General features: G+C 55.2%; 25 protein-coding genes. 14 read left to right on the top strand and 11 right to left on the bottom strand.

Features of this window, described 5'->3' with window-relative positions:
• Window positions 1-241: 241 nt before the first annotated feature.
• Window positions 242-1579 carry an NAD(P)/FAD-dependent oxidoreductase gene (locus AXE65_RS08455; RefSeq protein ID WP_204376542.1) on the top strand — a complete coding sequence of 446 codons (1338 nt, stop codon included), beginning with the start codon at window positions 242-244 and terminating at the stop codon, window positions 1577-1579.
• Between the two features lie 46 nt (window positions 1580-1625).
• Window positions 1626-2156 (top strand): NAD(P)H-dependent oxidoreductase, encoded by a 531-nt coding sequence (locus tag AXE65_RS08450; protein WP_079214113.1) that lies wholly within the window; start codon window positions 1626-1628, stop codon window positions 2154-2156.
• A gap of 194 nt (window positions 2157-2350) precedes the next feature.
• Here AXE65_RS08450 and folK read toward each other — a convergent pair whose 3' ends face one another.
• Genes folK through tsaD form a run of 3 tightly spaced genes read right to left on the bottom strand, consistent with a single transcriptional unit; the run spans window position 2351 to window position 4251 of the window.
• Window positions 2351-2869 (bottom strand): 2-amino-4-hydroxy-6-hydroxymethyldihydropteridine diphosphokinase, encoded by a 519-nt coding sequence (gene folK, locus AXE65_RS08445; protein ID WP_239685055.1) that lies wholly within the window; start codon window positions 2867-2869, stop codon window positions 2351-2353.
• Window positions 2862-3218, bottom strand: a complete 357-nt coding sequence (gene folB / locus AXE65_RS08440) for a dihydroneopterin aldolase (RefSeq protein WP_068390833.1) — start codon at window positions 3216-3218, stop codon at window positions 2862-2864. Before folB ends, folK begins: the two co-directional genes overlap by 8 nt.
• Window positions 3211-4251 (bottom strand): tRNA (adenosine(37)-N6)-threonylcarbamoyltransferase complex transferase subunit TsaD, encoded by a 1041-nt coding sequence (tsaD, locus tag AXE65_RS08435; RefSeq protein WP_068390831.1) that lies wholly within the window; start codon window positions 4249-4251, stop codon window positions 3211-3213. Before tsaD ends, folB begins: the two co-directional genes overlap by 8 nt.
• A gap of 105 nt (window positions 4252-4356) precedes the next feature.
• Between tsaD and AXE65_RS08430 the strand changes: the two genes are divergently transcribed.
• Window positions 4357-4710, top strand: coding sequence for a PilZ domain-containing protein (locus tag AXE65_RS08430; RefSeq protein WP_068390961.1), 354 nt, complete (start codon window positions 4357-4359; stop codon window positions 4708-4710).
• An 11-nt stretch (window positions 4711-4721) separates the two neighbouring features.
• Complete coding sequence (locus AXE65_RS08425; protein WP_068390829.1) at window positions 4722-5519, top strand: TatD family hydrolase; 798 nt, start codon at window positions 4722-4724, stop codon at window positions 5517-5519.
• Here the strand turns inward: AXE65_RS08425 and AXE65_RS08420 are convergent.
• On the bottom strand, window positions 5493-6758 hold the full coding sequence (locus AXE65_RS08420) for an RNA-guided endonuclease InsQ/TnpB family protein (RefSeq protein WP_153015430.1): 1266 nt from the start codon (window positions 6756-6758) through the stop codon (window positions 5493-5495). The two genes, AXE65_RS08425 and AXE65_RS08420, sit on opposite strands and share 27 nt — an antisense overlap.
• 22 nt (window positions 6759-6780) lie before the next feature.
• On the opposite strand from AXE65_RS08420, the gene AXE65_RS14310 reads away from it, so the two are divergent.
• Window positions 6781-6906, top strand: coding sequence for a hypothetical protein (locus tag AXE65_RS14310; RefSeq protein WP_275574868.1), 126 nt, complete (start codon window positions 6781-6783; stop codon window positions 6904-6906).
• Between the two features lie 298 nt (window positions 6907-7204).
• Here the strand turns inward: AXE65_RS14310 and AXE65_RS08415 are convergent, their stop codons facing one another.
• Entirely contained in the window at window positions 7205-8146 is a 942-nt protein-coding gene (locus AXE65_RS08415) for a patatin-like phospholipase family protein (protein WP_068390827.1), read from the bottom strand.
• Window positions 8147-8506: 360 nt separating this feature from the next.
• Between AXE65_RS08415 and AXE65_RS08410 the strand changes: the two genes are divergently transcribed.
• The 8 genes from AXE65_RS08410 to AXE65_RS08375 all read left to right on the top strand — a co-directional run bounded on the left by AXE65_RS08410 (window position 8507) and on the right by AXE65_RS08375 (window position 17242).
• A complete protein-coding gene (locus AXE65_RS08410; RefSeq protein WP_068390960.1) occupies window positions 8507-9355 on the top strand; it encodes a nitrilase family protein in 849 nt (282 codons plus the stop codon).
• A gap of 49 nt (window positions 9356-9404) precedes the next feature.
• Complete coding sequence (locus AXE65_RS08405; protein WP_068390825.1) at window positions 9405-10577, top strand: substrate-binding protein; 1173 nt, start codon at window positions 9405-9407, stop codon at window positions 10575-10577.
• Between the two features lie 85 nt (window positions 10578-10662).
• Entirely contained in the window at window positions 10663-11490 is an 828-nt protein-coding gene (locus AXE65_RS08400; protein ID WP_068390823.1) for a branched-chain amino acid ABC transporter permease, read from the top strand.
• Window positions 11487-13256: a branched-chain amino acid ABC transporter ATP-binding protein/permease gene (locus tag AXE65_RS08395; RefSeq protein ID WP_068390820.1), complete on the top strand. Its 1770-nt coding sequence runs from the start codon at window positions 11487-11489 to the stop codon at window positions 13254-13256. Before AXE65_RS08400 ends, AXE65_RS08395 begins: the two co-directional genes overlap by 4 nt.
• Window positions 13249-13956, top strand: coding sequence for an ABC transporter ATP-binding protein (locus AXE65_RS08390; protein ID WP_068390817.1), 708 nt, complete (start codon window positions 13249-13251; stop codon window positions 13954-13956). The genes AXE65_RS08395 and AXE65_RS08390 overlap by 8 nt, the downstream gene beginning before the upstream one ends.
• A 3-nt stretch (window positions 13957-13959) precedes the next feature.
• On the top strand, window positions 13960-15105 hold the full coding sequence (locus tag AXE65_RS08385) for a transporter substrate-binding domain-containing protein (protein ID WP_068390814.1): 1146 nt from the start codon (window positions 13960-13962) through the stop codon (window positions 15103-15105).
• Between the two features lie 5 nt (window positions 15106-15110).
• On the top strand, window positions 15111-15728 hold the full coding sequence (locus AXE65_RS08380) for an ANTAR domain-containing response regulator (protein ID WP_068390811.1): 618 nt from the start codon (window positions 15111-15113) through the stop codon (window positions 15726-15728).
• A gap of 11 nt (window positions 15729-15739) precedes the next feature.
• Complete coding sequence (locus AXE65_RS08375) at window positions 15740-17242, top strand: M81 family metallopeptidase (RefSeq protein WP_068390807.1); 1503 nt, start codon at window positions 15740-15742, stop codon at window positions 17240-17242.
• A 1-nt stretch (window position 17243) separates the two neighbouring features.
• Here the strand turns inward: AXE65_RS08375 and AXE65_RS08370 are convergent, their stop codons facing one another.
• From AXE65_RS08370 to AXE65_RS13350, 4 genes are all read right to left on the bottom strand, one after another.
• On the bottom strand, window positions 17244-19466 hold the full coding sequence (locus tag AXE65_RS08370; RefSeq protein ID WP_068390804.1) for a DNA internalization-related competence protein ComEC/Rec2: 2223 nt from the start codon (window positions 19464-19466) through the stop codon (window positions 17244-17246).
• Between the two features lie 53 nt (window positions 19467-19519).
• The gene (locus AXE65_RS08365; protein ID WP_068390801.1) at window positions 19520-20458 is read right to left on the bottom strand and encodes a phosphatidate cytidylyltransferase; all 939 of its coding nucleotides are present in this window, start codon (window positions 20456-20458) and stop codon (window positions 19520-19522) included.
• 1 nt (window position 20459) lies between these two features.
• Window positions 20460-21086, bottom strand: a complete 627-nt coding sequence (locus tag AXE65_RS08360; RefSeq protein ID WP_068390799.1) for a lysophospholipid acyltransferase family protein — start codon at window positions 21084-21086, stop codon at window positions 20460-20462.
• 159 nt (window positions 21087-21245) lie between these two features.
• A complete protein-coding gene (locus AXE65_RS13350; RefSeq protein ID WP_153015429.1) occupies window positions 21246-21362 on the bottom strand; it encodes an antitoxin MazE-like protein in 117 nt (38 codons plus the stop codon).
• A 120-nt stretch (window positions 21363-21482) separates the two neighbouring features.
• Between AXE65_RS13350 and galE the strand changes: the two genes are divergently transcribed.
• Window positions 21483-22484, top strand: a complete 1002-nt coding sequence (galE, locus tag AXE65_RS08355) for a UDP-glucose 4-epimerase GalE (protein ID WP_068390796.1) — start codon at window positions 21483-21485, stop codon at window positions 22482-22484.
• A gap of 24 nt (window positions 22485-22508) precedes the next feature.
• Here galE and AXE65_RS08350 read toward each other — a convergent pair whose 3' ends face one another.
• Both AXE65_RS08350 and AXE65_RS08345 read right to left on the bottom strand, forming a co-directional pair.
• Window positions 22509-23228, bottom strand: coding sequence for a GNAT family N-acetyltransferase (locus tag AXE65_RS08350; RefSeq protein WP_068390793.1), 720 nt, complete (start codon window positions 23226-23228; stop codon window positions 22509-22511).
• 121 nt (window positions 23229-23349) lie between these two features.
• The gene (locus AXE65_RS08345; protein WP_068390788.1) at window positions 23350-24870 is read right to left on the bottom strand and encodes an AmpG family muropeptide MFS transporter; all 1521 of its coding nucleotides are present in this window, start codon (window positions 24868-24870) and stop codon (window positions 23350-23352) included.
• Between the last annotated feature and the right edge of the window lie 7 nt (window positions 24871-24877).

Genomic DNA, 24877 nt, shown 5'->3' with positions numbered 1-24877 from the left:
TCTATCGGCTTGATCTGAATCTGCTTAAAAAATTAGTGCAAATTTTTTTGGTATGCATAATTATCTTAGAAAAATTATTCATCTATTTTTTTCGATGAGCAAAAAGGCGAGGGTTTCATGGCAAATGAAGTGATTGACCAGTCTCTGAAGAGTGGCGTCTTAAAAATACCTACTCGGATCGAATAGCACGTTCGATCAAGCAGAAGTCCATACAACGATATTTATTTCAGGGGATACAACCTTGGCCTCTACATCTCAAAAGCGTATTGACATTGCCCCTCCACGGGTTGAGCCAACCGATTCAGGGTGGTATCTCGCCAGCGGTATTGAGCTGCCGCTCAATCCTCTGGCAGGAAATGTCACTTGCGAATGTTTGGTGATCGGTGCCGGCTGGATGGGTCTGCACGCCGCCCGCCGCTATGCGCAGCTCAATCCGGATGCGCAGGTTCTGCTGGTCGATGCTGGACGTATTGGCAATAACGCCTCCGGGCGCTGCATGGGCTTTGCGATTGACCTGGCTCATAACCCGCGTAAACGAGATTTTGTGGAGAACTTGAAAGGCAACCAGGAAGAGCTTCACGTCAATCTGGAAGGCACCGCCTACATGAAAAGTGCGGTCGAGGCAGGCGTGGACTGCGATTGGGATCCACAAGGCAAGTACCACAGTGCCGCCACCGATCATGGCGTAGCGGACTTGCGGCACTTCGCCAAAGCGCTTGATGCGATGGGGCAAAAATATAGCTGGGTCGAAGCGGACGGTATGCGTGAATTGACCGGCAGCAAGCACTACATCAAGGGTCTGCATCACCCCGGCACCGTGCTGATCCAGCCGGCAAAGTACCTGATCAACGCCGCTCGCGCTCTGCCGCAGAACGTCAGGATTCACGAAAACACGGTGATTCGCTCCGCGCAGTTCGGCAAGCCGCAGCACCTGTTTGAAACGCAAAATGCCGTAATCAGAGCCAAGAAAGTGATCATCTGTGCGTCCGGCTATCTGACCCGCTTTGGCTTTCACAAAAACTCGGTCATTCCGGTCTACACCTTCGCCAGCATGACGCGCGTGCTGACCGACAAGGAGCTGACCCAGTGTGGCGCAGGTCCATTCGGGCTGATTCCGGCGAACAGCTTCGGCACAACAGTGCGGCGTACCAACGATAACCGCCTGTTCTTTCGCAATGTCTATTCCTACGCCAAGCAGTACAAGACCACTGTGGACGATGTACAGCAAGCGCGTGTGCAACAGCAGGTTTCCTTCGATCGGCGTTATCCGGAGCTTGCCTCAATGGGCTTTGAGGCAAGCTGGGGCGGGCTGCTGACCCTTTCCCAGAATGGCGGAATGATCTGGGGTGAGTTGGCTGAAAACGTCTATGGCACCGGCATCTGCAACGGTACCGGCGTATCCCGCGGCGCCGCCTTTGGTAAAGCACTGGCAGAGCTCGCCTGCGGCATGAACTCCACCACTATCGAGATTCTCAAGCGCCGCAAAGCCCCTGGTCGCGCTTATCCAGAAATTATTACATCGCTGGGTGTGAAGTACGTCACCGGGCGTCGTTTCAAAGAAGCGGGTCAAGAAATCTAAAGCAGGAGAAGTTGCACCAGAGTGCTCGGTGCACGAGGAGGTTGAGTTGACCAAGACATTAGTCGTTGTAGCGCACCCGGGCCTGTCGAACTCGCGTGTCAATGCCACTTGGTTCAAAGCCATAACCGGCTTGCCTGGTGTGACGGTTATCGATCTGTACAGCCGCTATCCTGACGGCAAGATTGACATCGCAGAAGAGCAACGATTAATTGAGGCGCACGATCGGATTGTGCTGCAGTTTCCAATGCAGTGGTACAACTGCACAGCACTTCTCAAACAGTGGATTGACGATGTCTTTGCAGACGGATGGGCCTATGGCGGAGGGCGGGCCGTAGCGGGGAAAACCCTGAGCATCGCGGTTTCGACGTTCTCCAAAGCCTCCGACTACCAAAAGGGTGGCCGATATGGACGCACCCTTGAAGAGCTGACCAGTCCTTTTGAAGTGTTGGCCTTTCGGGTCGACATGCGCTATCTGCCGGGCTTTTTCCTCAGTGGCCTTGAGCGCCTGACCGATGTGCAATTAATAGAGAATGCAGAGCGTTACCGCCAGTACATCGGTAATACCCCTGGTTATTAGGCGGCAGGTTGGATGCGGGTATTTTCAGGCATTTTTACCTGTCTCCTGCCGCTTGATGCGGGTTTGTGCTCGGTTTTCTGCTTGCCCACCCTTTGGCGGACATTTTTGCGGGAGTTACTGCGCAAGCTGGGCTCCCGTGCGGCGCATATCGTGCAGTATCTAGCGTTCGCCGGATAGTGCACAAAAAGGTCGTATTAGCGGTCGAGCAAAGCCTTGGGCGTTAATGGCTGATTGCGCCAGTTAAAGGCAACCGGCCACAGGCGCTGCGTTTTGGGCATTTGTTGCCAAAGCTGCGCAAAGGTTTTGTTTTGCCCGGGGTGCAAGTGGCAGGGTGCGAGCAGAGCAAGCGGCCAGAGAACAAAGGCGTTTTTCAGGATTTCCGCACGCGGCAGCACAATACCTTGTGCTGTGCCGACGCTATCGCCGTAGAGCAGCACATCGATATCCAGCGGTAAACCTTGGCGATTCGGCGCGTAGCGGCCATTGTCGGCTTCGATGGTTTTTAGCCGCTTAGAAAGCTCAGCGAGCGGCCAATCGGTTTGCGCACGGGCGACGAGGTTGTAGAAGTTTCCCCCTTTAAAGCCTACCGGCTCGCTTTCAAAGACCGGCGAGCAGCAAAGGCCGGTTAAAAAATCGGCCAGTGCATCCAGTGCCGCGCACAGGTGCTGCTCGCGTTGGTGATTGCTGCCCAATCCCAAAAAAATCTCAGTCACTGCAAGGTCGCTCAATTTCAAGCCCAACACGCTGGGCGAGCGGGTTGACGCCGGGTTTAACCAGTTTTAAGCGCAGCCAGGGCAAATTAAATTCGCCCAGCAAATGTTGGGCTAAGCGTTCGGCAAAGGTTTCCAGCAATTCAAATTGCACGCTTTGCGCAAACTGCTGGATACTTTCGGCAAGTGCGGCGTAGTCCAGCGCTTTACTTAAGTCGTCGGTAGCTGCGGCGGGGCGGATGTCAAAGGCGCAGGTTAAATCAAGGTGCAGGCACTGAATAATGGCGCGTTCAAACTCGTAAGCGCCGATCTTTACCGCAACTTCCAATCCTTCAATAAAGACTTTATCCATGCTCAGCCTCCAGCGCAGGCAGTTCGGCCAGCGGCCAGCGGGCGCGGACGTTAATCTTTAAGTCTTCGCGCTGACCTGCGAGCAGGCGCTGGCAGCCCGCATAGGCAATCATCGCGCCATTGTCGGTACAAAATTCGGGGCGGGCGTAGAACACTTGCCCACCGGTTTTTTGCAGCATGGCCGCAAGGCGCTCGCGCAGCGCAGCATTGGCGCTGACTCCACCGGCTATCAAAAGATGTTTAAGACCGCTTTGTTGCAACGCTCGCTGGCATTTGATGGCGAGCGTTTCCACCACTGCCTGCTGAAAAGCCAAGGCAATGTCGCAGCGCGTTTGCTCGCTGTTATCGCCAGCAGATACGCAGTTTTGCCAAGTGTTTAGGGTGAAGGTTTTTAATCCGCTAAAACTCATGTCAAGGCCGGGGCGGTCGGTCATGGGTCTTGGGAAGACAAAGCGGCCAAGGTTTCCGCGCAAGGCAAGGCGGGCAATTTCTGGCCCGCCGGGGTAGTTAAGCCCCAGCAGTTTGGCGGTTTTGTCGAAGGCTTCACCGGCGGCATCGTCCAGCGATTCGCCGAGCAGTTGGTAGCGGCCAATGGCATCAATACGTACCAGTTGGGTATGTCCGCCGGAAACCAGCAGCGCGATACAGGGAAAGGACGGCGGCGCGGCTTCCAGCATCGGCGCGAGCAAGTGGCCTTCCATATGATGCACGCCGAGCGCCGGAATGCCCCAAGCCATCGCCAGCGCCTTGCCACATGAAGCGCCGACCAGCAGTGCGCCGACTAGACCGGGCCCTGCCGTATAGGCGATACCGTGCAAGTCAGCGGGCGAGGTTTTGGCCTTATCCAGGACTTGGCGAATCAGCGGCAGCAGCCGCTTAAGATGGTCGCGCGAGGCGAGTTCCGGCACCACACCACCGTACCCGCGGTGCAGGTCAATCTGACTGAACAGCGCATCGGCGAGCAGTCCCTGCTCGCTGTCATAAAGAGCCACGCCGGTTTCATCACAGGAGGTTTCCAGCCCCAATACCCGCATCAGTTACGACTTCCCTAAAAGCGGCGCATGATAAGCCTGCTGCAAGAGATTGTGCCAGACGGTAGTATTGTGTTTTTAGCCTTCCAAGTAATAACGGAGCCTTCGATGAGTTCACCTTCCATGATGGGACGCGGCGGTATTTTGCCCTTTGCCATTAGAGACAACGCCACGCTCTATGCCTGCTGGATGCCTTTTGTTAAAAACGGCGGGTTGTTTATCCCCACCTTAAAGCCGTACCGTTTGGGTGATGAGGTATTTGTTTTACTGAGCCTTATCAATGAACCGGAGCAAATCCCGCTGACTGGCAAAGTGGTTTGGATCACTCCGCAAGGCAGCCAAGGTCACAGAAAACCCGGTATCGGCGTACAACTGAGCGCAAAAGATCAAGCTACGCGCATCAAGATTGAAACCCTGTTGATCCGCGTGCTGAACTCAGATCACCCCAATTACACGATGTAAAGGTTTTAAACATGCTGGTGGATTCGCATTGTCACCTTGACCGCTTAAATCTTGACGCGCACGACGGCTCGTTGGATGCGGCGTTGAAGGCGGCGCGTGCACGTGGCGTTTCGCATTTTCTCTGCATCGGCGTGAGCCGTGATAACGCGGCAACGGTTAAAACCTTGGCGCAGCAATACGCAGAGGTAGATTGCTCGGTTGGCGTGCATCCGCTCGATATTGAAGACGGCGAAGGCGCACTTACGCTGGATTGGCTGCTTGCTGAGGTTAATCATCCCAAGGTGGTGGCTATTGGCGAGACCGGTCTGGATTATCACCACGCAGTAGACAACGCCGCTATGCAGCAACAGGCGTTTCGCTTGCATTTGCAAGCCGCGCGTATCAGTGGCTTGCCGGTTGTGGTGCATACCCGCGCCGCGCGGCAGGATACTTTGGATTTATTGCGTGAAGCCGCTCTGCCGCAAGCCGGTGTCATGCACTGTTTTACCGAAGACTGGCCGATGGCAAAAGCCGCGCTCGATATGGGTTTTTATATCTCGCTGTCTGGCATTGTCACCTTTCGCAATGCAGGTGCACTGCGCGAAGTCGCGCAAAAAGTGCCGCTGGAACGTTTGCTGATAGAAACCGACGCGCCTTATCTTGCGCCTGTGCCTTATCGCGGCAAGCCGAATCTGCCGCAGTATGTGCGCGAAGTCGCCGAATTTATCGCCGAACTTCGCGGTATTGGTTGGCAAGAACTGGCCTCGCAAACCACGGCTAATTTTCAGCAGTTATTCAAATCTTCATCTTTGACATCCTCCCCTTGTTAAAACAAGGGGATTCCTACCGCGTCCAGCGAGGCATTTGCCCAGCTGAATCACCTCGGCGGGTTCCTGCTGCTGATCCCTTACTTCAGGATTCACTTCACAGGCGAACCGGGCATGTCCTGCCCTTAATATGTTGATCGCGCCGACGACATCGGCATTGTTTTCATAATCGCATTCGACACATACAAATTCCGCTTGCGTCTGGCGGTTGTCCTTTGAGATATGCCCGCATACGGGACAGGTTCGGCTGGTATTTTGCAGTGGCACGGCTATCAGTATGCCGCCGTTCCAGTCCAGCTTGTATTGCAACTGCCGCCGAAACTCGAACCAACCCTGATCCAGAATCGCTTTATTCAGCCCTGATTTGGCTTTGACGTTGCGCCCCGGTTCTTCGCTTGTTCCCGCCGCCGATTTCGACATATTGCGTACCTGCAAATCCTCAATACACACTATCGCGTGGTTTTGGCTGATCGTGGTTGTGGCTTTGTGCAGGTAGTCATGGCGGGCGTGGCCGATGCGGGCGTGCAGGCGCTGAACCTTGCGTTTGGCTTTCCTCCAATTACTGCTGAATTTCTCCTTTCGGCTCATTGACTGCTGCGCCTTCTTCAGCGCCGTTTCATGCCGCTTGAAACTGTTGAGCGGCGCAAGGTAGCTGCTGTCCGAGAGCGTGGCAAAACGGGCAATGCCAACATCAATGCCAATGGCGCTGGTGGCTTCGGGCAATGGCTTATTCACTTCCCGCTCGGTCTGTATCGACACAAACCACCGTCCCGCCCGCAGCGATACCGTGGCATTGCGCACTTGGCCCTGAATATTTCTGCTGTTGCGATAGCGCAGCCAGCCCAGCTTAGGCAAAAATATCCGCCCGTTCGCTTCGTCCAGTTTGATTTGTTGCGGCTGCGGATAGCGGAAGCTGTCGCGCACGCCCTTCCTTTTGAACCGTGGAAATTCCGCCCGTTTGGCAAAAAAATTGGCATACGCCCGCTCAAGGTCTTTGAGCGATTGCTGCAAAGTCTGCGCAGGCGAGAACTTCAACCAGGCAAGCTCGCGCTTCCACGCAGGTAGCCGATTTGCCAGCATCGTATAGCTGAACTGCGTTTGCTTATCGGCCTCGTCGCGCTCCTTCTGCAACGCCAGCGCTTTGTTATAGACAAACCGGCACGAACCAGCAAAGCGGCTCATATCGCGCTTTTGCTGCCCATCCGGTATCAGTTCGTATTGGTAGGCTTGCAGACGTTGCATGCCTGACAGTATAGGTCGATCTATGAAAAACAACACTGATGAGCTGCGCAAGAAGGACGGCTGCGCCGTCCGCGCTATCCATCCTCGCCCTGAAGAGGCTGTCGCGAAAGGGGCAGAGAACTCATTTATTCTGGAATTAAATTTTTAACCACATGATTTTATTGATATAAATAAAATCAATCCGTAGCAGAAATCCGCTAGCGGAGCCTTTTGCGACACCCTCTGAAGAGCGAGGTCTTGCGCGCAACCCTGATAAAAAAACCGGGTTCCGTGGGGGAGAGATGAACCCGGATAAATTTAAAGGCGGGACAGTCACGTTAATCAACGTAACCGACTGGCGGGATGCTGGGGGATGCATCCTGTGCCAGTAATCCCCATTATTGGCGAAATTCCAAGGCTTTCCACCGACAAAGCCTGCATCTTTAAACCAATTTGGCATATCAAGTTTACGGGCTAATGCCGCACTCAAAGCGGCTTAAGCTGTCACGGGCGATTTGCCGACCCAGTTTGATAATTTCCGGCGCTTTGTGAAACTCAAAAAACCGGCAAAGGGTGCGCGGCACGTTAATCAGCACATCCGGCGGATAACCCGCGACTTTGTAGTGTGCCAAGGAATTTTGCATCACTTCAAAGCTCTGCCCAACCAATTCGAGCAGTGTGCTGGGGGCAAAGTTGCCGTTACCGTTTACAACCTTATCGGCCTTATCCGGCAGGGTGGGCGGCGTTTTTTCTTCCCTGTCACGAAACGGCAGACGAGTGCTCAGCGAATGGCGCAATTGCGCGGCGCGCTCTTTTAACTGCGGCGGGCGCTCCACGGCGGGCAGATGGTAGCCGGGGTTGTGGCCTGCATTGAGATTGACCGCGATAATCAAGTCACAGTGACTGGAAACCACCGGCACTATCGGTAGCGGATTAAGCAGCCCACCATCAACCAGCATGCGGCTGCCTTGTTGTGCCGGGGTAAACAGGCTGGGAATGGCCGCCGACGCCCGCATGGCCTGATGCAGACAGCCCTCTTGAAACCAAATTTCCTGCTGATTGGTCAGGTCTGTGGCGACCGCGGTATAGGCAATCGGCAAATCCTCGATATTGACCTCGCCTAGCATCTCACGGATGCGGCCAAAGACCTTTTCACCGCGAATGGCACCCAGACGCGAGCCAAGGTCGAGCAAGCGCAGCACGTCCAGATAATCCAGGCCTTCTACCCACTGCCGGTAGTCATCCAGTTTACCTGCGGCGTAAATGCCACCTATCAGTGCGCCCATTGAGCAACCGGCGATGCAGTCAATCTGATAACCGCGAGCCAGCAACTCATCGATCACGCCGATATGCGTATAACCGCGCGCCCCGCCCGACCCCAAAACCAACGCCACCCGCTTGCCGCTCATGCTGTTTCCTTGTCTATGGGATGGAGTGCGGTATTTCAGCGAGTGGCGGCGGTCAGGTCAATCGACTGTATCCGGCCACTACCCATTCACGCCATTACGACCAGGATGCCCACAAATCGCATGCCAAAGGCTGTAGTTGCTGTTTAGTTGGAACCAACGCCTGGCCTTGACAATCTTTTTAAAGGCCATCTAACCTTGCCAGGCCGGTCAAAGGCGACCGGTTTGAATTTTGCAATACCCGCAGCCATGAGCGCTGCTTCTACTAACCATTGGCTATGAAAGCCCCTGATGTTGCGCAGAGCAAAGGCACTGTGCGGTCAGGGGCTTTTTGTTTGCACGAAAAATACAAAAGAGGCACTGATGGACAAACCAGACAAAACGACCGTACAGATTGCCTGCATACAGATGCAGCCGGTGGTCGGCGAACTCAAGCAAAATCGCACCCGCTCGCTGAGCCTTATCCGCAAGGCGGCAGAGCAGGGTGCGCAATTGGTGGTGCTGCCGGAACTCGCCAATAGCGGTTATATGTTTGCCAGCAGGCAAGAGGCGTTTGCCTTGGCCGAGCCGTTACCGGATGGCGAGACGGCGCAGGCTTTAATCAAACAGGCAGAAGAGCTGGGCATCTGGCTGGTGGCCGGTATTGCCGAACACGCTGGCGACCGATTGTACAACTCAGCCTTGGTCGCCGGGCCGCGCGGTTATATCGGCAGTTATCGCAAGTTGCATCTATGGGGCGAGGAAAACCAATTCTTTGAACCGGGCGATAGCGGCTTGCCGGTTTTTCATACCGATTGGGGCGTGCTGGGTGTTGCCATTTGTTACGACGGCTGGTTTCCTGAAGTTTATCGGCTGCTCGCGCTGCAAGGCGCGGATGTGATTGCCGTGCCGACCAATTGGGTGTTTATGCCCGGGCAAACGCCGGAAAGCCCCACCGTGCATCATTCACTCTGTCTTGCCGGAGCGCACAGTAATGGCTTGGTGATTGCGTCGGCTGCGCGGATTGGCATTGAGCGCGGCATGCATTTTGTCGGGCGCAGCCTGATTGCTGGTAGTGAAGGCTTTGCGCTAAGCGCGGCGGGCAGTAGTGAAAACGAAGAGATCATCATGGCCGAAGTGGATATTGCCGCCATGCGAAGAAAGCGCCAGTTCAATGCCTTTAACCATATACAGCGCGACCGGCGCACGGATTTGTACAACATCTATGTCTAATAAACCGCTACCCATCACGCAATAAAAGACACAAAAAAGGAGAAATACAATGAACCGTCGTTATCCGTCACGGCCGGGTTTGTTTAGCTTACTGGCCGCCGCTAGCCTTGGACTGTTTGGCGCGCTAAGCCAGGCGGCAGAGCCGGTGCGCATTGGCATTCCGCTGGGGCTGTCCGGCTCCAATAGCGTGATTGCTCCGGCGATTTTGCAGTCTTCGGAGCTGGCCGCTGCGCAAATCAACGCAGCAGGCGGTATTTTAGGCAGGCAAGTGGTGCTGGAAGTCGCCGACGATGCCACTTCCGTTATCGGCGCACAAAAAGCCTATGACGCGCTGGTCTTCCAGAAAAAAGTCGATGCCATCATCACGATGGAAATCAGCGCCGCACGTAATGCTGGACTACCCATCATTAACCGTGGCCGCGTGCCTTATATCTATACCTCGTTCTATGAAGGGCACGCCTGCAACCGCTGGATGCACATTAACGGCTGGGTGCCAGAGCAGCAGGTGGCGACCATTGTCGATTACTTTACCGATGAGCTGAACGGCAAAACCTTCTTTTTAGTCGGAAATGACTACAACTTTGGCCGCAGTATGTTTGATTACACAAGGGCTTACATCCAGCAAAAAGGCGGCGCAGTGGTCGGTGAAGAATACCTGCCACTGGATGGCACGGACTGGACCGCGATAGTCGCTAAAGTCCGCGCCGCCGCGCCGGATGCACTGCTTACCGCAACGGCGGGTGGCAGCGCCAATGTCGGCCTTGCCAAACAAGTGCGCGCCGCCGGGCTTGATTTGCACTACGGCAGCCTGTCGCTCGATGAAGGCACGGCCAAGAGTATGGGCGATACGGCGAACGGCATTTACCTGTCCGCTTCTTATTTGACCAGCATCGATAATCCGCAAAATCAGCGCTTTTTGGCGGCGTTAAAAGAAAAATTTGGTGTGGATTATCAAACGCAAAGTGATCTATCCGAACCGCAGTACGAAGCCATTTACCTGTACAAAGCGGCGGTGGAAAAAGCGGGCAGCTTTGATCCGGCCAAAGTGGTCGCGGCGCTTAGCGAGGTCTCTTTTGACGGCCCGCGCGGCACGGTCAAAATGGACCGCCAGCGCCATGCCGCACTGACCATGCGCCTGGCTCAAGTACAGGCAGATGGTACGCTTTCCACCATTAAAACCTTTGAGAACCTCGACCCCGGCGAGCAGTGTCCCAAGCTCTAACGGCTCTATTGCGCCCTCTCCCCCAGCCCTCGCCCGCTTGAGGGAGAGGGAAGGCTTTAACAACAATCTAAAAACGGAGCGCTGCATGGGTTTATTGCTGGATATGTTAAGCACCGCCGCCATGCTGTTTGTGGTCGGAAGCGGGCTGATGCTGGTATTTGGCGTGATGAAAATCGTCAACTTCGCCCACGCCGCCACCATCACTTTAGGCGGCTATGCGGCGCTGGTAGCGGCGCGGCTGGGTTTTAATCCTTGGGCGGCGCTGCCGCTGGCGTTTGTCTTAGGTATGGCGTTTGGCATATTGGTGGAGCGGTTGATGCTGCGAAGGCTCTATCGTCGTCCGCTGGATGCGATTTTGGCGACCTGGGGACTGGGTTTGGTGCTGGGGCAAGTGATTATTTTGCTGTTTGGCCGTGGCGTGCAGTTTGTTGACTCGCCCGTGCAAGGAGCGGTCAATCTATGGGGAACGGATTATTCACTGTGGCGCTTGCTGCTGATAGTCGCCGCGCTGCTGTTATACGGTGTCTTGACCGCACTGCTCGATTTCAGCCGCTTTGGCGTGCGCACCCGCGCGGTTATCTTTAATGAAGAACTGGCGCGCGGCTTGGGTATTGCTACCGAACGCATCCGCCTTTTGACCTTTGGCTTAGGCGCAGGCTTGGGCGCACTGGCCGGTGCGCTGATTACCCCGTTGTTTTCGCTGGAGCCGAATTTGGGGCTGCCTTGGCTGGTTTCGGCCTTTATGTTGGTGATGGTCGCCGGTAACAAAATGGGCGCACTGCTTTTAACCTGCCTGCTGTTTGGCGCTGTACAGGTGCTGGTCAGTTTTTACTTAAGCCCGATTTTGGGCGCGGTCAGCATTGCTTTGCTCGCTGCCTTAACGCTGCGCCTGCTGCCAAGGGTTTATCCATGACTAAAACAAAACCTAAGAGCCACGCACACAACCTGCTGTTGCTCGCGGCCATTTGCCTGCTGCTGACCCTAAGTGGCCCCTATCTATTTGATACTTACTTGCTTAACGTACTGATTAAAGGCTGCTTTTTTGCAATGGCCGCGATTACCGTGGATTTACTTTGGGGCTACAGCGGCTACTTGACCTTTGGACAATCGGCATTCTTTGGCTTGGGCGCTTATGCGGCGGCGCTGGGTTTTAGCCATTTTGGTTTTTCGCCGCTAAGCGCCTTACTTAGCTTTGCCGCTGCGCTCTTTGGCGCGGCTTTGCTGGCGTTATTGGTGGGCTGGCTTTCCTTTTATCGCGGCGCTTCGCCGTTTTTTGCCACGGTGATTTCCTTGGTGCTACCGATAGTGGCCGCACAAGCGATGCTCTCCGGTGGCACTGTCACCGGCTCTTCTTCCGGATTATCCGGCTTTGACAGCTTTGATTTATCGCTAGAAGCTTGGTATGTGCTGGCGGCGGGCGGATTATCGCTACTGGCTTTGCTCGCTTGGTGGATGATGCAAAGCGACGGCGGGCGCGTGCTGCTGGCGCTGCGCGATAACGAAGAGCGCTGCGCTTATTTGGGGATAAATACCGCTTACTTTCGCATCGGCTTGCTGATGGTTTGCGGCACGCTGGCGGCGCTGGCCGGTTTTGGCTACGGCGCATTCAGCGGCGTGGTCGCGCCGGAACTGTGCGGCTTTGTCTTTGGCACCGAACTGATTATCTGGGTCGCCCTGGGCGGTCGCGCTAGCGTTTGGGGCGCGGTGATTGGTGCGCTCGTCATCAATTGGGTGTCGTCCTATTTGAGCAGTTCGCTGCCCTTTATTTGGCAACTGCTGCTTGGACTTGCCTTTATTTTAGTGATCCTTTGGCTGCCCGGCGGTTTGTTGCCGCTGTTACTGCGACCGTTTCAGCGCTTTTGGCAGGGCACCGCGCCTGTCGTGCAATTAACGCCTGCCGTACAGACTACAGAAGCGCATCCGGCCAGCGTGCAGTTATCTGGCGTAACCAAGCAATTTGGCAGCTTAAAAGTGCTTGAAGGCATTGACTTTGCTGCCAAAGGTGGTGAGTTAGTCGGTTTGATTGGCCCTAACGGCGCGGGTAAAACCACCTTGATGCGCTGTCTGGCCGATGGTGCAGAGCGTTCGGCGGGGCAAGTGCTGCTCTGTGGACAAAGTATCGGGCGACGTGCCCCCAATGACTGCGTGCGTTTGGGGTTGGGGCGAAAATTTCAAAATGCCAACGTGTTTCCCAGCTTAAGCGTTGCCGAATCACTGCAACTTTCGCGCTTGCGTCATCAACGCCCTCGTTGGTGGGGGCGTGCAAGGCAGCTTGATCTGCCGGATTACGCACTGGCCGTATTAAAGCAAACCGGCCTTGACCAGCAATTAACGGCTATCGCCTCCGACTTGTCGCACGGCCAGCAGCAGGCGCTGGAACTCTGTATGGTGCTGGCACTCGCTCCGCGCATTGTTCTGCTGGACGAGCCGACGGCGGGGCTTTCCAAAGCCGAACGCAGTCAGATTGGCAAGGTACTGGCGCAGTTAGCGCATGACTACGGCCTATGTTGCCTGCTGGTCGAGCATGATTTGGACTTTGTCGCCGAGATCGCCACACGCATTGTGGTGCTGCACCAAGGGCGCATAGTGATGGATGGCAGTTTTGCCGAAGTCGCCTCGTCGGAGTTGGTTAAGCGTATTTATGCCGGAATGCAGCAGGAGGGTCACGCGGATGACTAATCCAGCCTTGCAATTGTCCGGCATTGCCAGCGGCTATCAGTCGGCGCTGGTGCTGCGCGATTTATCGCTATCCATTGAGCAAGGCGCGGCACTGGCGCTGCTTGGCAAAAACGGCATGGGAAAAACCACTTTGCTAAAAACCATCATGGGTTATCTGCCCAAAGTGGGTGGGCAAATGCAGCTTTTTGGAAGGCCCGCAAGCCGCTTAAAACCAGAGCAAATGGCGCGTGCAGGGGTGGCTTACGCGGCGCAAGAGCGGGCGCTGTTTGCGGAAATGTCCATCCGTGACAATCTGCGCCTGGCGCTTGCTGATGAACGGGATTTTGCCGAGCGTTTCGCCGAAATTTGCACCCTGTTCCCGCGTTTTGACGAGCGACTTAAACAAAAAGCCGGCACGCTCTCCGGCGGCGAACAAAAAATGCTGCTACTGGCGCGTGCCTTGATGCAGCGCCCGCGCCTGTTGCTGCTTGATGAAATCAGCGAGGGCTTGCAACCTTCGGTGATTGAGCAACTGGCCGCCGCGCTTGCCTTTGAACGCCAGCAGCGCGGCACAACGCTATTAGTCGTCGAACAAAACGTCGGTTTTGCCCTGTCCGTTTGCGAGCGCTGGCAGATACTGTCGCGCGGGCAATCAGTCGCCGCTGGAAAGAGCACGGATACTGGCGCGGCGCAGCAAATCCTTCACCACTTGACGGTTTAAAGCATGCCTAATCCATCGACCGAGCAGGGCTGGCGCATTGGCGTGTTGTATTCACGCAGTGGCGTAACCGCGACCACCGAATCGCAGCATTTTTTTGGCAGCAGCCTCGCCCTAGAGGAAATTAACCAAGGCGGTGGCGTGCTGGGCAAGCCGCTGATTCCAGTGGTCTACGACCCGCGCAGCTCGCCGGAGCATTACCGCCGTCAAGCCGCGCGGCTTTTGCTGGATGATGACATCAATGTGATCTTCGGCGGCTGCACCTCGCATTGCCGCAAAGCCATGCTGCCACTGATTGAACGGCACAACGCGCTGCTCTGGTACGCCTCGGTCTACGAAGGTTTTGAATATTCGCCCAATGTGATTTACAGCGGCGCGGCGCCCAATCAGGGCTGCATGCAACTGGCCGCCTGGCTGATGGGGCATTGCGGCACACGCTTTGCGCTGGTGGGTTCGGACTACGTCTACCCGCACGAAACCAACCGCATCATGCGTGATACGGTCGAGCAATACGGCGGGGAAATCGCGCTGGAATGCTATCTGCCACTGGGTAGCGATAAAGCCGCGATGAAGGCCTTGGTGCAAAGACTGCTGCAAAGCGCTCCCGATGCGGTGTTTTCCACCTTTGTCGGCACCGATGCCGAACTCTTCTACCGACTGTCTTGGCAAGCAGGATTGCGTGCGCAGCAAACGCCGATTGCGAGCTTAACCATGAGCGAGGCCGAGGTTGCCAAAGTCGGTGCCGATTGCTGCGCCGGACATTTAACGGCGGCGACCTGGTTTGCCAGTTTGCAAAGCCCTGCCAATACAGATTTTTTGCAGCGTTGGAAACAGCGTTTTGCCGATTTGCCGGTCAGTACCTACGCACAAACCGCCTACAGCCAGATGCACCTGTTCGCCCGTGCTCTGGCGCAAACGGCAAGCCTTGATAGCGACAAATTGCGCGCCGCGCTGTATGGCCTGGAACTGCAATCCCCCAGCGGGCGGCTGCAAATCCTGCAAGACAATCATCATTGCCTGCTTACGCCCTACATTGGTCGTTGTCGCTTGGACGGGCAATTTGATGTGCTCTGGCAAAGCGAGCAACCGGTCAGGCCAGACCCGTATCTGGTCGCACCCTGCTTCGATGCACTGGCCGGGCAGGAGGCTTAAAGCCGGTGGATCATGCTATCCGTCGTCTATTTGAGGATTTACGCAGCATCCGCGTGGCGCTGATCTATCCGCCGGGTGAAGACCGCGAACTACTCGCCGCGCAACTGCGGCGTATCGGCTGCGCTGCGCAGCTTTACTGGCCGTTTCCAGCGAGTGTGCCCAAGGCCGATCTGGTGTTTTTCGCGCTGGCGCAAGGGCAGTACGAAAGCGCCCTGTGGTCGGCCAGCGAAGTCAGCGCGACCTTGATTGCATTAAGCGAATACGAAACGCCGACCAGCTTAAAACAACTGCTAAAAAGCCAAGCACACGGCGTGCTGATCAAGCCTTTTCGTTCGGCAGGGATTTTAAGCACGCTGGTGCTTGCGCGTTCGGCCAAGCAATACCAAGACCGCCAGCAGCACAAAATCGAAAAACTCGAAGAAACCATTAAAAGCCGCAGGCTGATTGAACGCGCCACCCGCCTGTTAATGGAGCGCGAACAATTGGACGAACCTGCGGCTTATGCCCATCTACGCAGCCAAGCGACGCGCCTTCGTGTATCAGTCGCCGAAGTCGCCGCCATGCTGGTCGAAGCCAGCGATACCTTGGCCAAACTGGGTCTGGCTGAAAACAACCGCCGATAAAGGATAAAACCATGCAAGTACTGATTGCCCGAATGAACCACGAAACCAATACCTTCTCGCCCGTACCCACGCCACTTGCCGCCTTTGGCAAAAACGGCCCGACTTATGGCGCGGCGGCTTATGCCGAAAACAAAGGCGGCCGTACTGCGATGAGCGCTTTTATCGATTTGAGTGAGGCCGCAGGCGCCATCTTGGTCACGCCGGTTTCGGCCTTTGCCAATCCCAGCGGGCGGGTGGCGGCTGATGCTTATCAAAGGATTTGTGATGGCATCGTTGAAGCTGCGGCGGGTTGTGATGCGCTGCTGCTGGATTTGCACGGTGCAATGGCCTGTGAAAACACCGATGATGGCGAAGGCGATTTGCTCGAACGGCTGCGGCAACGTTATCCCAATGTGCCTATTGCCGCCTCGCTGGATTTACACGGTAATGTCACGCAAAAAATGGTCGATAACGCCGATGTCATCATCAGCTTTAAAACCTATCCGCATGTCGATATGTATGAAGCGGGCGAGCATGCCGGTCGTTTGTTATTTGATTGGCTGCTGCGCGGTGCGCCCAAACCCCGTCTTGCTTGGCAACGACTGCTGCTGGTCACTCACACGCTGCGCAGCACCAGCGAAAGCGGTGCCATGCGAGAGGCCATCCAGGCCGCCCGCAGGTTTGAAGCAAACGGCGTGCCGGGCGTATCGGTATTGGCGGGATTTGCGCTGGCGGATATTCCTTATCCCTGTATCAGCGTGGTCGCCGTCGGCAGCGGTGAAGCAGGCTACCGGCAGGCGCAGCAAGTGGTTAAGCAACTGGCCGAACAAATCTGGGCGGCGCGGGAAGGCTTTGTTTACCAAGCCGAACCCTTATCCCAATCCTTAGCCCGCGCACTTGAATTAGCCCAAAACGTCGATAAACCCATTCTGCTGCTCGACCACGGCGATAACTGCATGTCCGGCGGTACTTGCGACACGATGGACGTATTAATGGCTGCGCTGGAAGCGGGCCTTACTGGAATCATGGCCGGTCTAATCTGCGATCCTGCCGCCGTAGCACAAATGGCACAAGCGGGCGTAGGTGCAAGCCTTATGCTCGCCATCGGTAATCAATGCGCCATCCCCAGCATTGGCCGTGCGGCTAACCCCATCCGGCTGCGTGGCATCGTCCGTGCTGTAACCCATGGCGAATATGTGATAACCGGCCCCACCTACACCGGCCAAACCGCCAGCATGGGGAAAAGCGCGGTTTTCGATATTGGCGCAGCAAAACTGGTTATCACCAGCAAACCCCATGAACCTTGGGATTTAGGCACCTTTACCAGCCTTGGCCTTAACCCCGCTGAGGCGCGTTTTATCCTGCTTAAATCGCGCATGTACTGCCGCCCGGTATTTAGCCCACTGTGCGCCGCCCTGATTGAATGTGACAGCCCCGGTGTCACCAGCGCGGATTTTTCATTATTCACTTATCAAAACCGCCGTGATCCGCTCTATCCCTTTGAGGCGGTGGGAGAGGGGTGGGAGAGAGGCTGAATTACCGCCAAAACCGCTGTTGCTCTTCCCGCAAAGGGTGCAGTTTTTGGTAATGCCCCAGTTCAATACGCTGTGCACCGGTTTGGCTGCTGTCAAAGATATGAATGCCCAGTTTTTGATAACGCGTCAAAACTTGCGGATGCGGGTGGTTGTAGCTGTTGTATGCACCACGGGAAATTAACACGCTGTGCGGCGAAACCGCTTTAAGCAGCGCCATGCTGGAGGAGCTTTTGCTGCCGTGGTGCGGGGCGAGCAGCCAGTCACTTTTTAGATCAAATCCGGCGGCAATCAAGGCGCGTTCGGTTTCATAATCAATATCGCCGGTCAGCAGCAGGCGTTCACCATTAGCGGTAATTTTCAGCAGACAGCTTTTGCCATTACTGCTTTTTGCATCGGCTTTGTGCATGGTGGTAAAAGTCACCTTATCCCATTGCCAACTTTGTCCATCGATACAGGGCGTGGCGTTTAGGCTTTGCGGCAGTCTGGCCGGTTCGCCGCTTTGCACTGCCGCAACAGGCATGGCGCGCATAATCGCTTCAGCGCCGCCCGCGTGGTCGTTATCGGCATGGCTGATCAGCATTAAATCCAGCTGCTTTACGCCCAAACGGCGCAGCGAGGGCAACACGATGCGCTCGCCGCTGTCAAAGTCGCCGTAGCTCGGGCCGCTGTCGTAGAGCATGGCGTGATCGCGGGTACGCAGCAGTACGGCAAGCCCCTGACCAACATCCAGCAGCCAAACTTCGGCTTGTCCCATCGGTGGTTTGTGGATGGGCACCAGCAACAGCGGCGCGAGCAGCAAAGCGCCGAAAAAACGCAAGGGTATGCCAGAAGGCAGCAGCAATACGCCCGCGCCGAGAGCGCCCAGCAACCATGCCCAAAGCGGCGCAGCGGGCAAGGTTTGTGCGGGCAGCAAGGCGGCTATCAGCCCCAGCAGGTAAAACAGCCAGTGCAGTGACGCAGCGGCCAGCCAAAGTAATCCTTCGCCCAGATAGGGCAGTGGGGATAACAAAGTACCCAGCAGCGCCAACGGGACGCTGATAAAGCCAATCCAGGGCACCGCGAGCAGATTGGCAAACGGGGCGCTTAGGCTTATCGGCAGTCCCAATGCGAGCAGTGCGGGCAACAGGCCGATCGCCATACCCCACTGTGCTTTTATCCAGCCATGCCACCAAGGCAGGCGGCCAAGACGGGCGCAAAACAGCCAAAGCAGTAATCCAGCGGCGATAAAGGACAACCAAAATCCCGCTTGTAGACTGGCGAGCGGCTCAATCAGCAGTACCGCATTGAGCGCCAGCAGCCAAGGCCAGAACCATCCCAGGTGACGAAAACGCAAGCGCCAAACCAACACGACCAGCATCATCAGGCAAGCACGGCGTACCGGCACTTCAAATCCGGCGACAAGACCATAAGCCAGCGCGGCGGCAAAGGCGAGCACAGAGGCAACCGGCAGCCAAGAAAAGCGGGCAGGCCATAGACCCAGACGGGCGATACCCGCAATAAGTGCGTAGACGGCAAGCGCCAGCAGCGCGACATGACCGCCGGAAATCACCATCAGATGCAGCGTGCCGGTATCTTGCAGCAGTTGCCAGTCGGCGCGGGAAAGCCCCGAGCCATCACCCACCACCAACGCCGCCAGTCCACCGCCGCGACCATAAGCGGGCGTATTCAGCAGGTTTTGGCGGATGTCATCACGAAAAGCGGCAAAACCTTGCGCGGCGCTGATGCGCTCGCCCTGTTTGACCGTGCCGCTTCCGCCGATACGTTGCGCGAGCAGCCAGGCCTCGTAATCAAAAGAGGCTGGATTGACCGTGCCGTGCGGGCGTTTGAGTGTAACCGCCAGTCGCCAGACTTCTCCGGCTTGAACGGGTTGTCCCTGATGCCAACTCAGCCGCAGACGAGCGGGCAGTTTGCCGCGCCTTGATGTCGGATTTTCCAGCACAAAACGCATGGTGCCTTGTTGTTGCTGTGGCAGTCCCACCACCTGCCCTTGTAACCAGACGGTACGCCCATCCAGCGCCGGATTTAAGCGGTCATCCAATGCCCGCTGTGCGGACAGGCAAGCGAGGCACAGACCAAACAAGAAAAAACTCAATAGATAAGTGCGCCAAGGCAGGCACATCAGCCCAATCAGGGCGAGTGCGAGCAATAACCCAAGCGGTGGCAGGGCGGGCAGAAAACGCACACTGAGCAAACCGGCGGCCAGCATCAGCAGGGCGTTGCGCATGGGTTGCCATCCTTAACCTTGTTTATGGATTGCCCTTTCTATTGCCGATTAGTCTATCCCCACCAATAGCGCACAATATGAAAGAAAATCGGCGCGGCAAAACACACGGAATCCAGCCGGTCGAGCATGCCGCCGTGACCTTCAATCATCTGCCCCCAATCCTTAACGCCGCGGTCGCGCTTAATGGCGGACATCACCAAGCCACCGGCAAAGCCGAGCAGATTAACGATTAACGCGAGCAACGCGGCCTGCCAGAAACTAAAGGGCGTTATCCAAAACAGCAGTGCGCCCACAGTGCTGGCGAGTAATACGCCACCAATAAAACCTTCCAAGGTTTTGGAAGGAGATAACTTGGGCGCAATTTTGCGTTTGCCGAGCAGTTTGCCGCAGACATATTGTGCGACATCGGATAATTGCACCACGACTAAAAGCCAAGCAATTAATTGCAGATTTTGCCCTGCAAAACCTTTAATTTTTAAAGTCAATAATGCCGGTACCGAGGAAATACAATAAACCGCAATCATTAAACCCCATTGCACTTTGGCGGCGCGCTCCAGATAGCGCGTAGTATCGCCGCCCAATGAAGCCAGGATGGGTAGCAGCAAAAACACATAAACCGGAATAAAAATGGCAAACAGGCCGTACCAATCGATGGCAATCAACAGGTATTGCATCGGCAAGGCAAAATAAAAAGCAGCAACCAACGCCGGATAATCACTGCGCCGGGTGGGCGTCAAGGTAATAAATTCACGCAGCGCGTAAAAAGACACGCAGTAAAACAACAAAATAACGCCCAAATTGCCAAAGCAAAATGCCAGACCAATTAACAGCGCCATTACCCACCAGGCGTTAATGCGCGCATTTAAGTTATCGATAACGGCATTGGGTTGCTCTTTAATGCGCTTTTTTAAAATAAAACCTACCGTGCTGGCAATCAACAAAACAATACCGATACCGGCAAATAACCATAATGTGTGCGTGGTTAAATTCATCTTATGCCTCCTGCTCGGAAAGTGCCAACAATGCGTTTCGTGCCCGTTGCAAAAAGGCGGGCTTTTCCTCGCCCTCAATACGTACAAGTGGTTCGCCAAAGGTTAAGGTACAGAGCAAAGGCAGCGGCAGCACGCGCCCTTTGGGCATCACGCGGCTTAGATTGGCAATCCATACCGGCACCAATTCAATCTGCGGACAGGCTTCGCTCAGATGGTAAATGCCGCTTTTAAAGGGCAATAAAGGCTCTTCCGTTAAATTGCGCGTGCCTTCCGGGAAGATAATCAATGAATCGCCATTATTAAGCGCATCCAACAAGGGTTGTAGCTTATTGCTTTTATCCTCACTGGGCGAGCTGCGTTCTACCAATACACCATTAAATACCCGGTCAATTAAAAAACGGCGCAGTTTGGATTGATGCCAGTAATCTTTGCCAGCGACCGGTCTTGTACGTTGTTGTAAAGGCTGTGGCAAACAAGCCCAAAGCAATACAAAGTCACCGTGGCTGCTGTGATTGGCATAATAAATGCGCTGTACCGGTACGGCGCTGCAACCCAGCCAAAGCGCCCGCGCCCCGGTTAATAAACGGGCAACGGAAGTAATTAAAAAAGCGGTCAGTTTGCTGAGCATTATTAGAGTCTCAATTTAAGTGGCATCAAGAAGCAGGAATATACCCATCTTGCTTGCGCGCTTTGCCAATTTGCTGGAACGGTTTGATAGGGTCAATATATTCTTTGCAGTCAGGGTTTTCCTAAAACCAATCCATTGCATCAGGTTCGCGTGCGGGTATCAGTGTTTGACTTTTCCCTGCTGCCTGCTGTCCGGCACGCGGATTTGCAGCGGACGCAAACCCGCGCGGCGAAGGGCGTCAGGGTGTTTTTGTAGCGGGGAATTGACTGGGTTCATGGCCGCTTCCATTGCAGGAATTTAGCGCAGCCTAATCTTTATTTTTGCCACATGCAACGACGGTTGAACGATTTTTAGTGGATAATAACGCCCCTTTTGTTAGGCGTTGAGAGCAGTGCCATGCGCGTTTTGGTTTGTGGTGGGACGGGTTATATCGGCAGTCATACGGCGCTGGTGTTGGCTGAACGTGGGCATGATTTAGTGCTTTTGGATAATTACAGTAATAGTTCGCCTGCTGTACTTGAGCGTCTTTATCAAATCAGCGGACAGCATTTTGATTTTTGTCAGGTGGATTTACGCGAGCGTGAAGCGGTTTTTGCGTTATTTAAAACGAAAACCTTTGATGCGGTGATTCATTTCGCTGGATTAAAAGCCGTGGGCGAGTCCTGCGAGCAACCGCTGGATTATTTCGATAACAATATTGGCGGCAGCTTGAACCTATTGCAGGCGATGCAAAAGGCGGCGGTAAAGCACTTGGTCTTTAGTTCATCGGCAACGGTTTATGGTCATCCTGAGAAAGTGCCGGTTAAAGAAGATGCGCCGCTTTCGGTCAGTAATCCTTATGGTCGCAGCAAATTAGTGATTGAACAGATGCTGGGTGATATTGCCGTAAGCGGCAGTGGATTAAAACCGGCGATTTTGCGTTATTTCAATCCAGTCGGGGCACATCCATCGGGTTTATTGGGTGAAGCGCCGAGTGGTATTCCCAATAATTTAATGCCTTATATCTGCCAAGTAGCGGCGGGCGTGCGCGAAAAACTTTCGGTATTTGGTGGTGATTGGCCGACGGTAGACGGCAGCGGCGTGCGCGATTTTATTCATGTCATGGATTTGGCACGGGCGCATGCCGATGCGTTGGATGCCTTAACGCGCAATAAAACCGGCTTTACCGTTAATCTGGGCACCGGCACGGGCATTAGTGTATTGCAACTGGTGCAAACCTTTGAGCGGGTAACTGGGCGGCCAGTGCCTTATCAAATCACCGCACGCCGCGCCGGGGATGTGGCTGAAGTTTATGCCGATTCGCGCCTGGCAAAACAACGGCTAGGCTGGCAAACCGAATTGGATATAGAGGCCATGTGCCGCGACGCTTGGCGTTGGCAACAAAATCAAACCGCTTGACAGAATCCCAAGCCGGCCAATCCATTAAGGCAACGAGCCGTCTTTTAAAAGACGTTCTCGGATGGCTTGCAAGCGCTGGATTTGCTGGCCGTTTTGATCAAAGTTCTGCGGACTTAGCCACTGCACAAAAGCGGCTTTTATCAGCGGCCAGTCGGCATCGATAATGGAAAACCAAGCGGTATCGCGGTTTCTGCCTTTGTAGACCATCGCTTGGCGAAAGCAGCCTTCATGGATAAATCCCAGCCGCTGCGCCGCGTTAATCGAGCGCTGATTGAGGCTGTCGCACTTCCATTCGTAGCGCCGATAATCAAGCGCGTCAAACACATAACGCATCAGCAAAAATTGCGCCTCGGTTGCCAGCGGTGAGCGTTGCAACTTAGGCGAAAAGGTCACAAAGCCGACTTCCACCACACCATGCTCCGGCGTTTGCCGCATCAGCGATAAAGTGCCAACCGGCTGCTGGCTGGCAAGGTCAATCACCGCAAAATGCAGCGGGTCGTTTTTTCCGGCAATGCGTTGCACATAGTCACGATAAGCGGCCGCATCGGCAAACGGCCCGGCAGGAAGGTACAGCCAGTCGCGCCCATCTTCGGCCTCGTTAAAGGCGGCAAACAGCGCATTGGCATGATGGCTATGCAGCGGCTCCAAACGGCAGAAATGCCCGCTTAGCACGATGGGGCTTGGCGCAAGGCGAGGCTGCCAGTTTGGCAATGCTTTGCCTATGGGAAGGTGATCGTCAGACATCGGCTTGCAATTCCTTGTGGTGGGTGGATTGGCGCTGCGAGAAAGGTAATCAGCGCCGCTTCGCGCGATTTATGATTTATGCAAACGCCGACGGTGCCATTGCGGCAACTGCGGCAAGATCTTAAGCGTTAACTTCGGCAGGTGCTTTGACCGGCCAGCGCCATTGCCAGAGGATTAACAGCAGCGTGGGTATGCCCAGTGCGGCGGTGATCAGGAAGAACGGCGCATAGCCTAAATTTTTTACCATCGCGCCGGAGTAGCCGCCTATCAGTTTCGGCAGCAGCAGCATGATGGAGCTGAGCAGCGCGTATTGGCTGGCGGAAAATTTAAGGTTGGTCAGGCTCGACAGGTAGGCGATAAAGGCGGCTGAAGCAAGACCTGCGCTTAAGTTATCGCAACTGATGGTAAGCATTAGCATCGGCATATGCACACCGGCTCCAAGCAGCCAGAGGAACATCAGATTGGTCGCCGCCGAAGTGACGCCGCCAATCAATAAAATCGGCAAAATACCAAAACGCGCTACCAGCAAGCCGCCCATCCCCGCGCCAAGTAAGGTCATCAGCAAGCCAAAGACTTTGCCGACACTGGCAATCTGCTCTTTGCTAAAGCCTTGGTCGATATAAAAGACATTGGCCATCGTTCCCAACACCACATCGGACAGGCGATAAGTCGCAATCAGCCCCAGCAGCAGCAGCGCCTGCCAGCGGTAGCGGGTGACAAAGTCATTAACCGGTCTTAGCACCGGGACAAGAGCGCCGCGTCCGTAGCTAGACAGGCACAGACCGATCAACAGCAAATAGAGCAGGGCGCGCAGAAAGGCGCGGTCATCTTGCAGTAAATCAAGCAAGCTACCGCCTTCAAACAATAAAAGCGTCCACTGGGTGTGATACAACTGGGTCAGCAGCGCCGGTACGGAAATCAACAGCACAATCAAAATCAGCACCGAAACCAACTGCTCGCCCAAGCCAAAATCCGCCGTTTGCAGCGCTCGCGCAGGCAGCGGCGGCTCGCGCAGCCACAGGCTGCCGGCCAAGGTCGCCAGCATCAATAACGCAAACAGCAGATAAGTGCTGCTCCAACCGGCAAAACTGTAGATGTGTGGGTCGCCGCCGAACCATCCAGCAAAATACAACGCGCCCGCCGAGGCCAGCAATGTGGCAAGGCGATAACCGGTTTGATAAGTGGCGGCCAAGGCGGCCTGCTGGCTGCTATCTGCAATTTCCAGCCGATAGGCATCAACGGCAATATCCTGGGTGGCCGAAGCAAAAGCCACCAGCACGGCAAAAGCAATCAATAGCGCCAAATGTTGCTGGGGATTGAACAGCGCCATGCCGATAAGCCCTATCACCAACAGCAGTTGCGAGAGAAACAGCCAAGAGCGTCTGCGCCCCAGTCTTCCCAGCAGCGGCAAGCGCCATTGGTCGAGAATGGGTGCCCAAGTCCATTTAAAGGCGTAAGAAAGGCCAATCAGGCTGGCATAGCCGATGGTATCCAGCGCAACCCCGGCTTCACGCAGCCAAACGGAAAGCGTGGAAAATACCAGCATATAGGGCAAGCCAGCGGCAAAACCCAACAACAACAGGGCAAGCGCCGCCGGACGGGTATAAACGGCGAAGGCTTCTCGCCAGCTTTGTTGAATCATCAGGACA

Source organism: Ventosimonas gracilis (genome assembly GCF_001580025.1).
Lineage (GTDB): Bacteria > Pseudomonadota > Gammaproteobacteria > Pseudomonadales > Pseudomonadaceae > Ventosimonas > Ventosimonas gracilis.
Note: the sequence above shows the minus strand (reverse complement) of the source record. Positions and strands in the feature narration are given on the sequence as shown.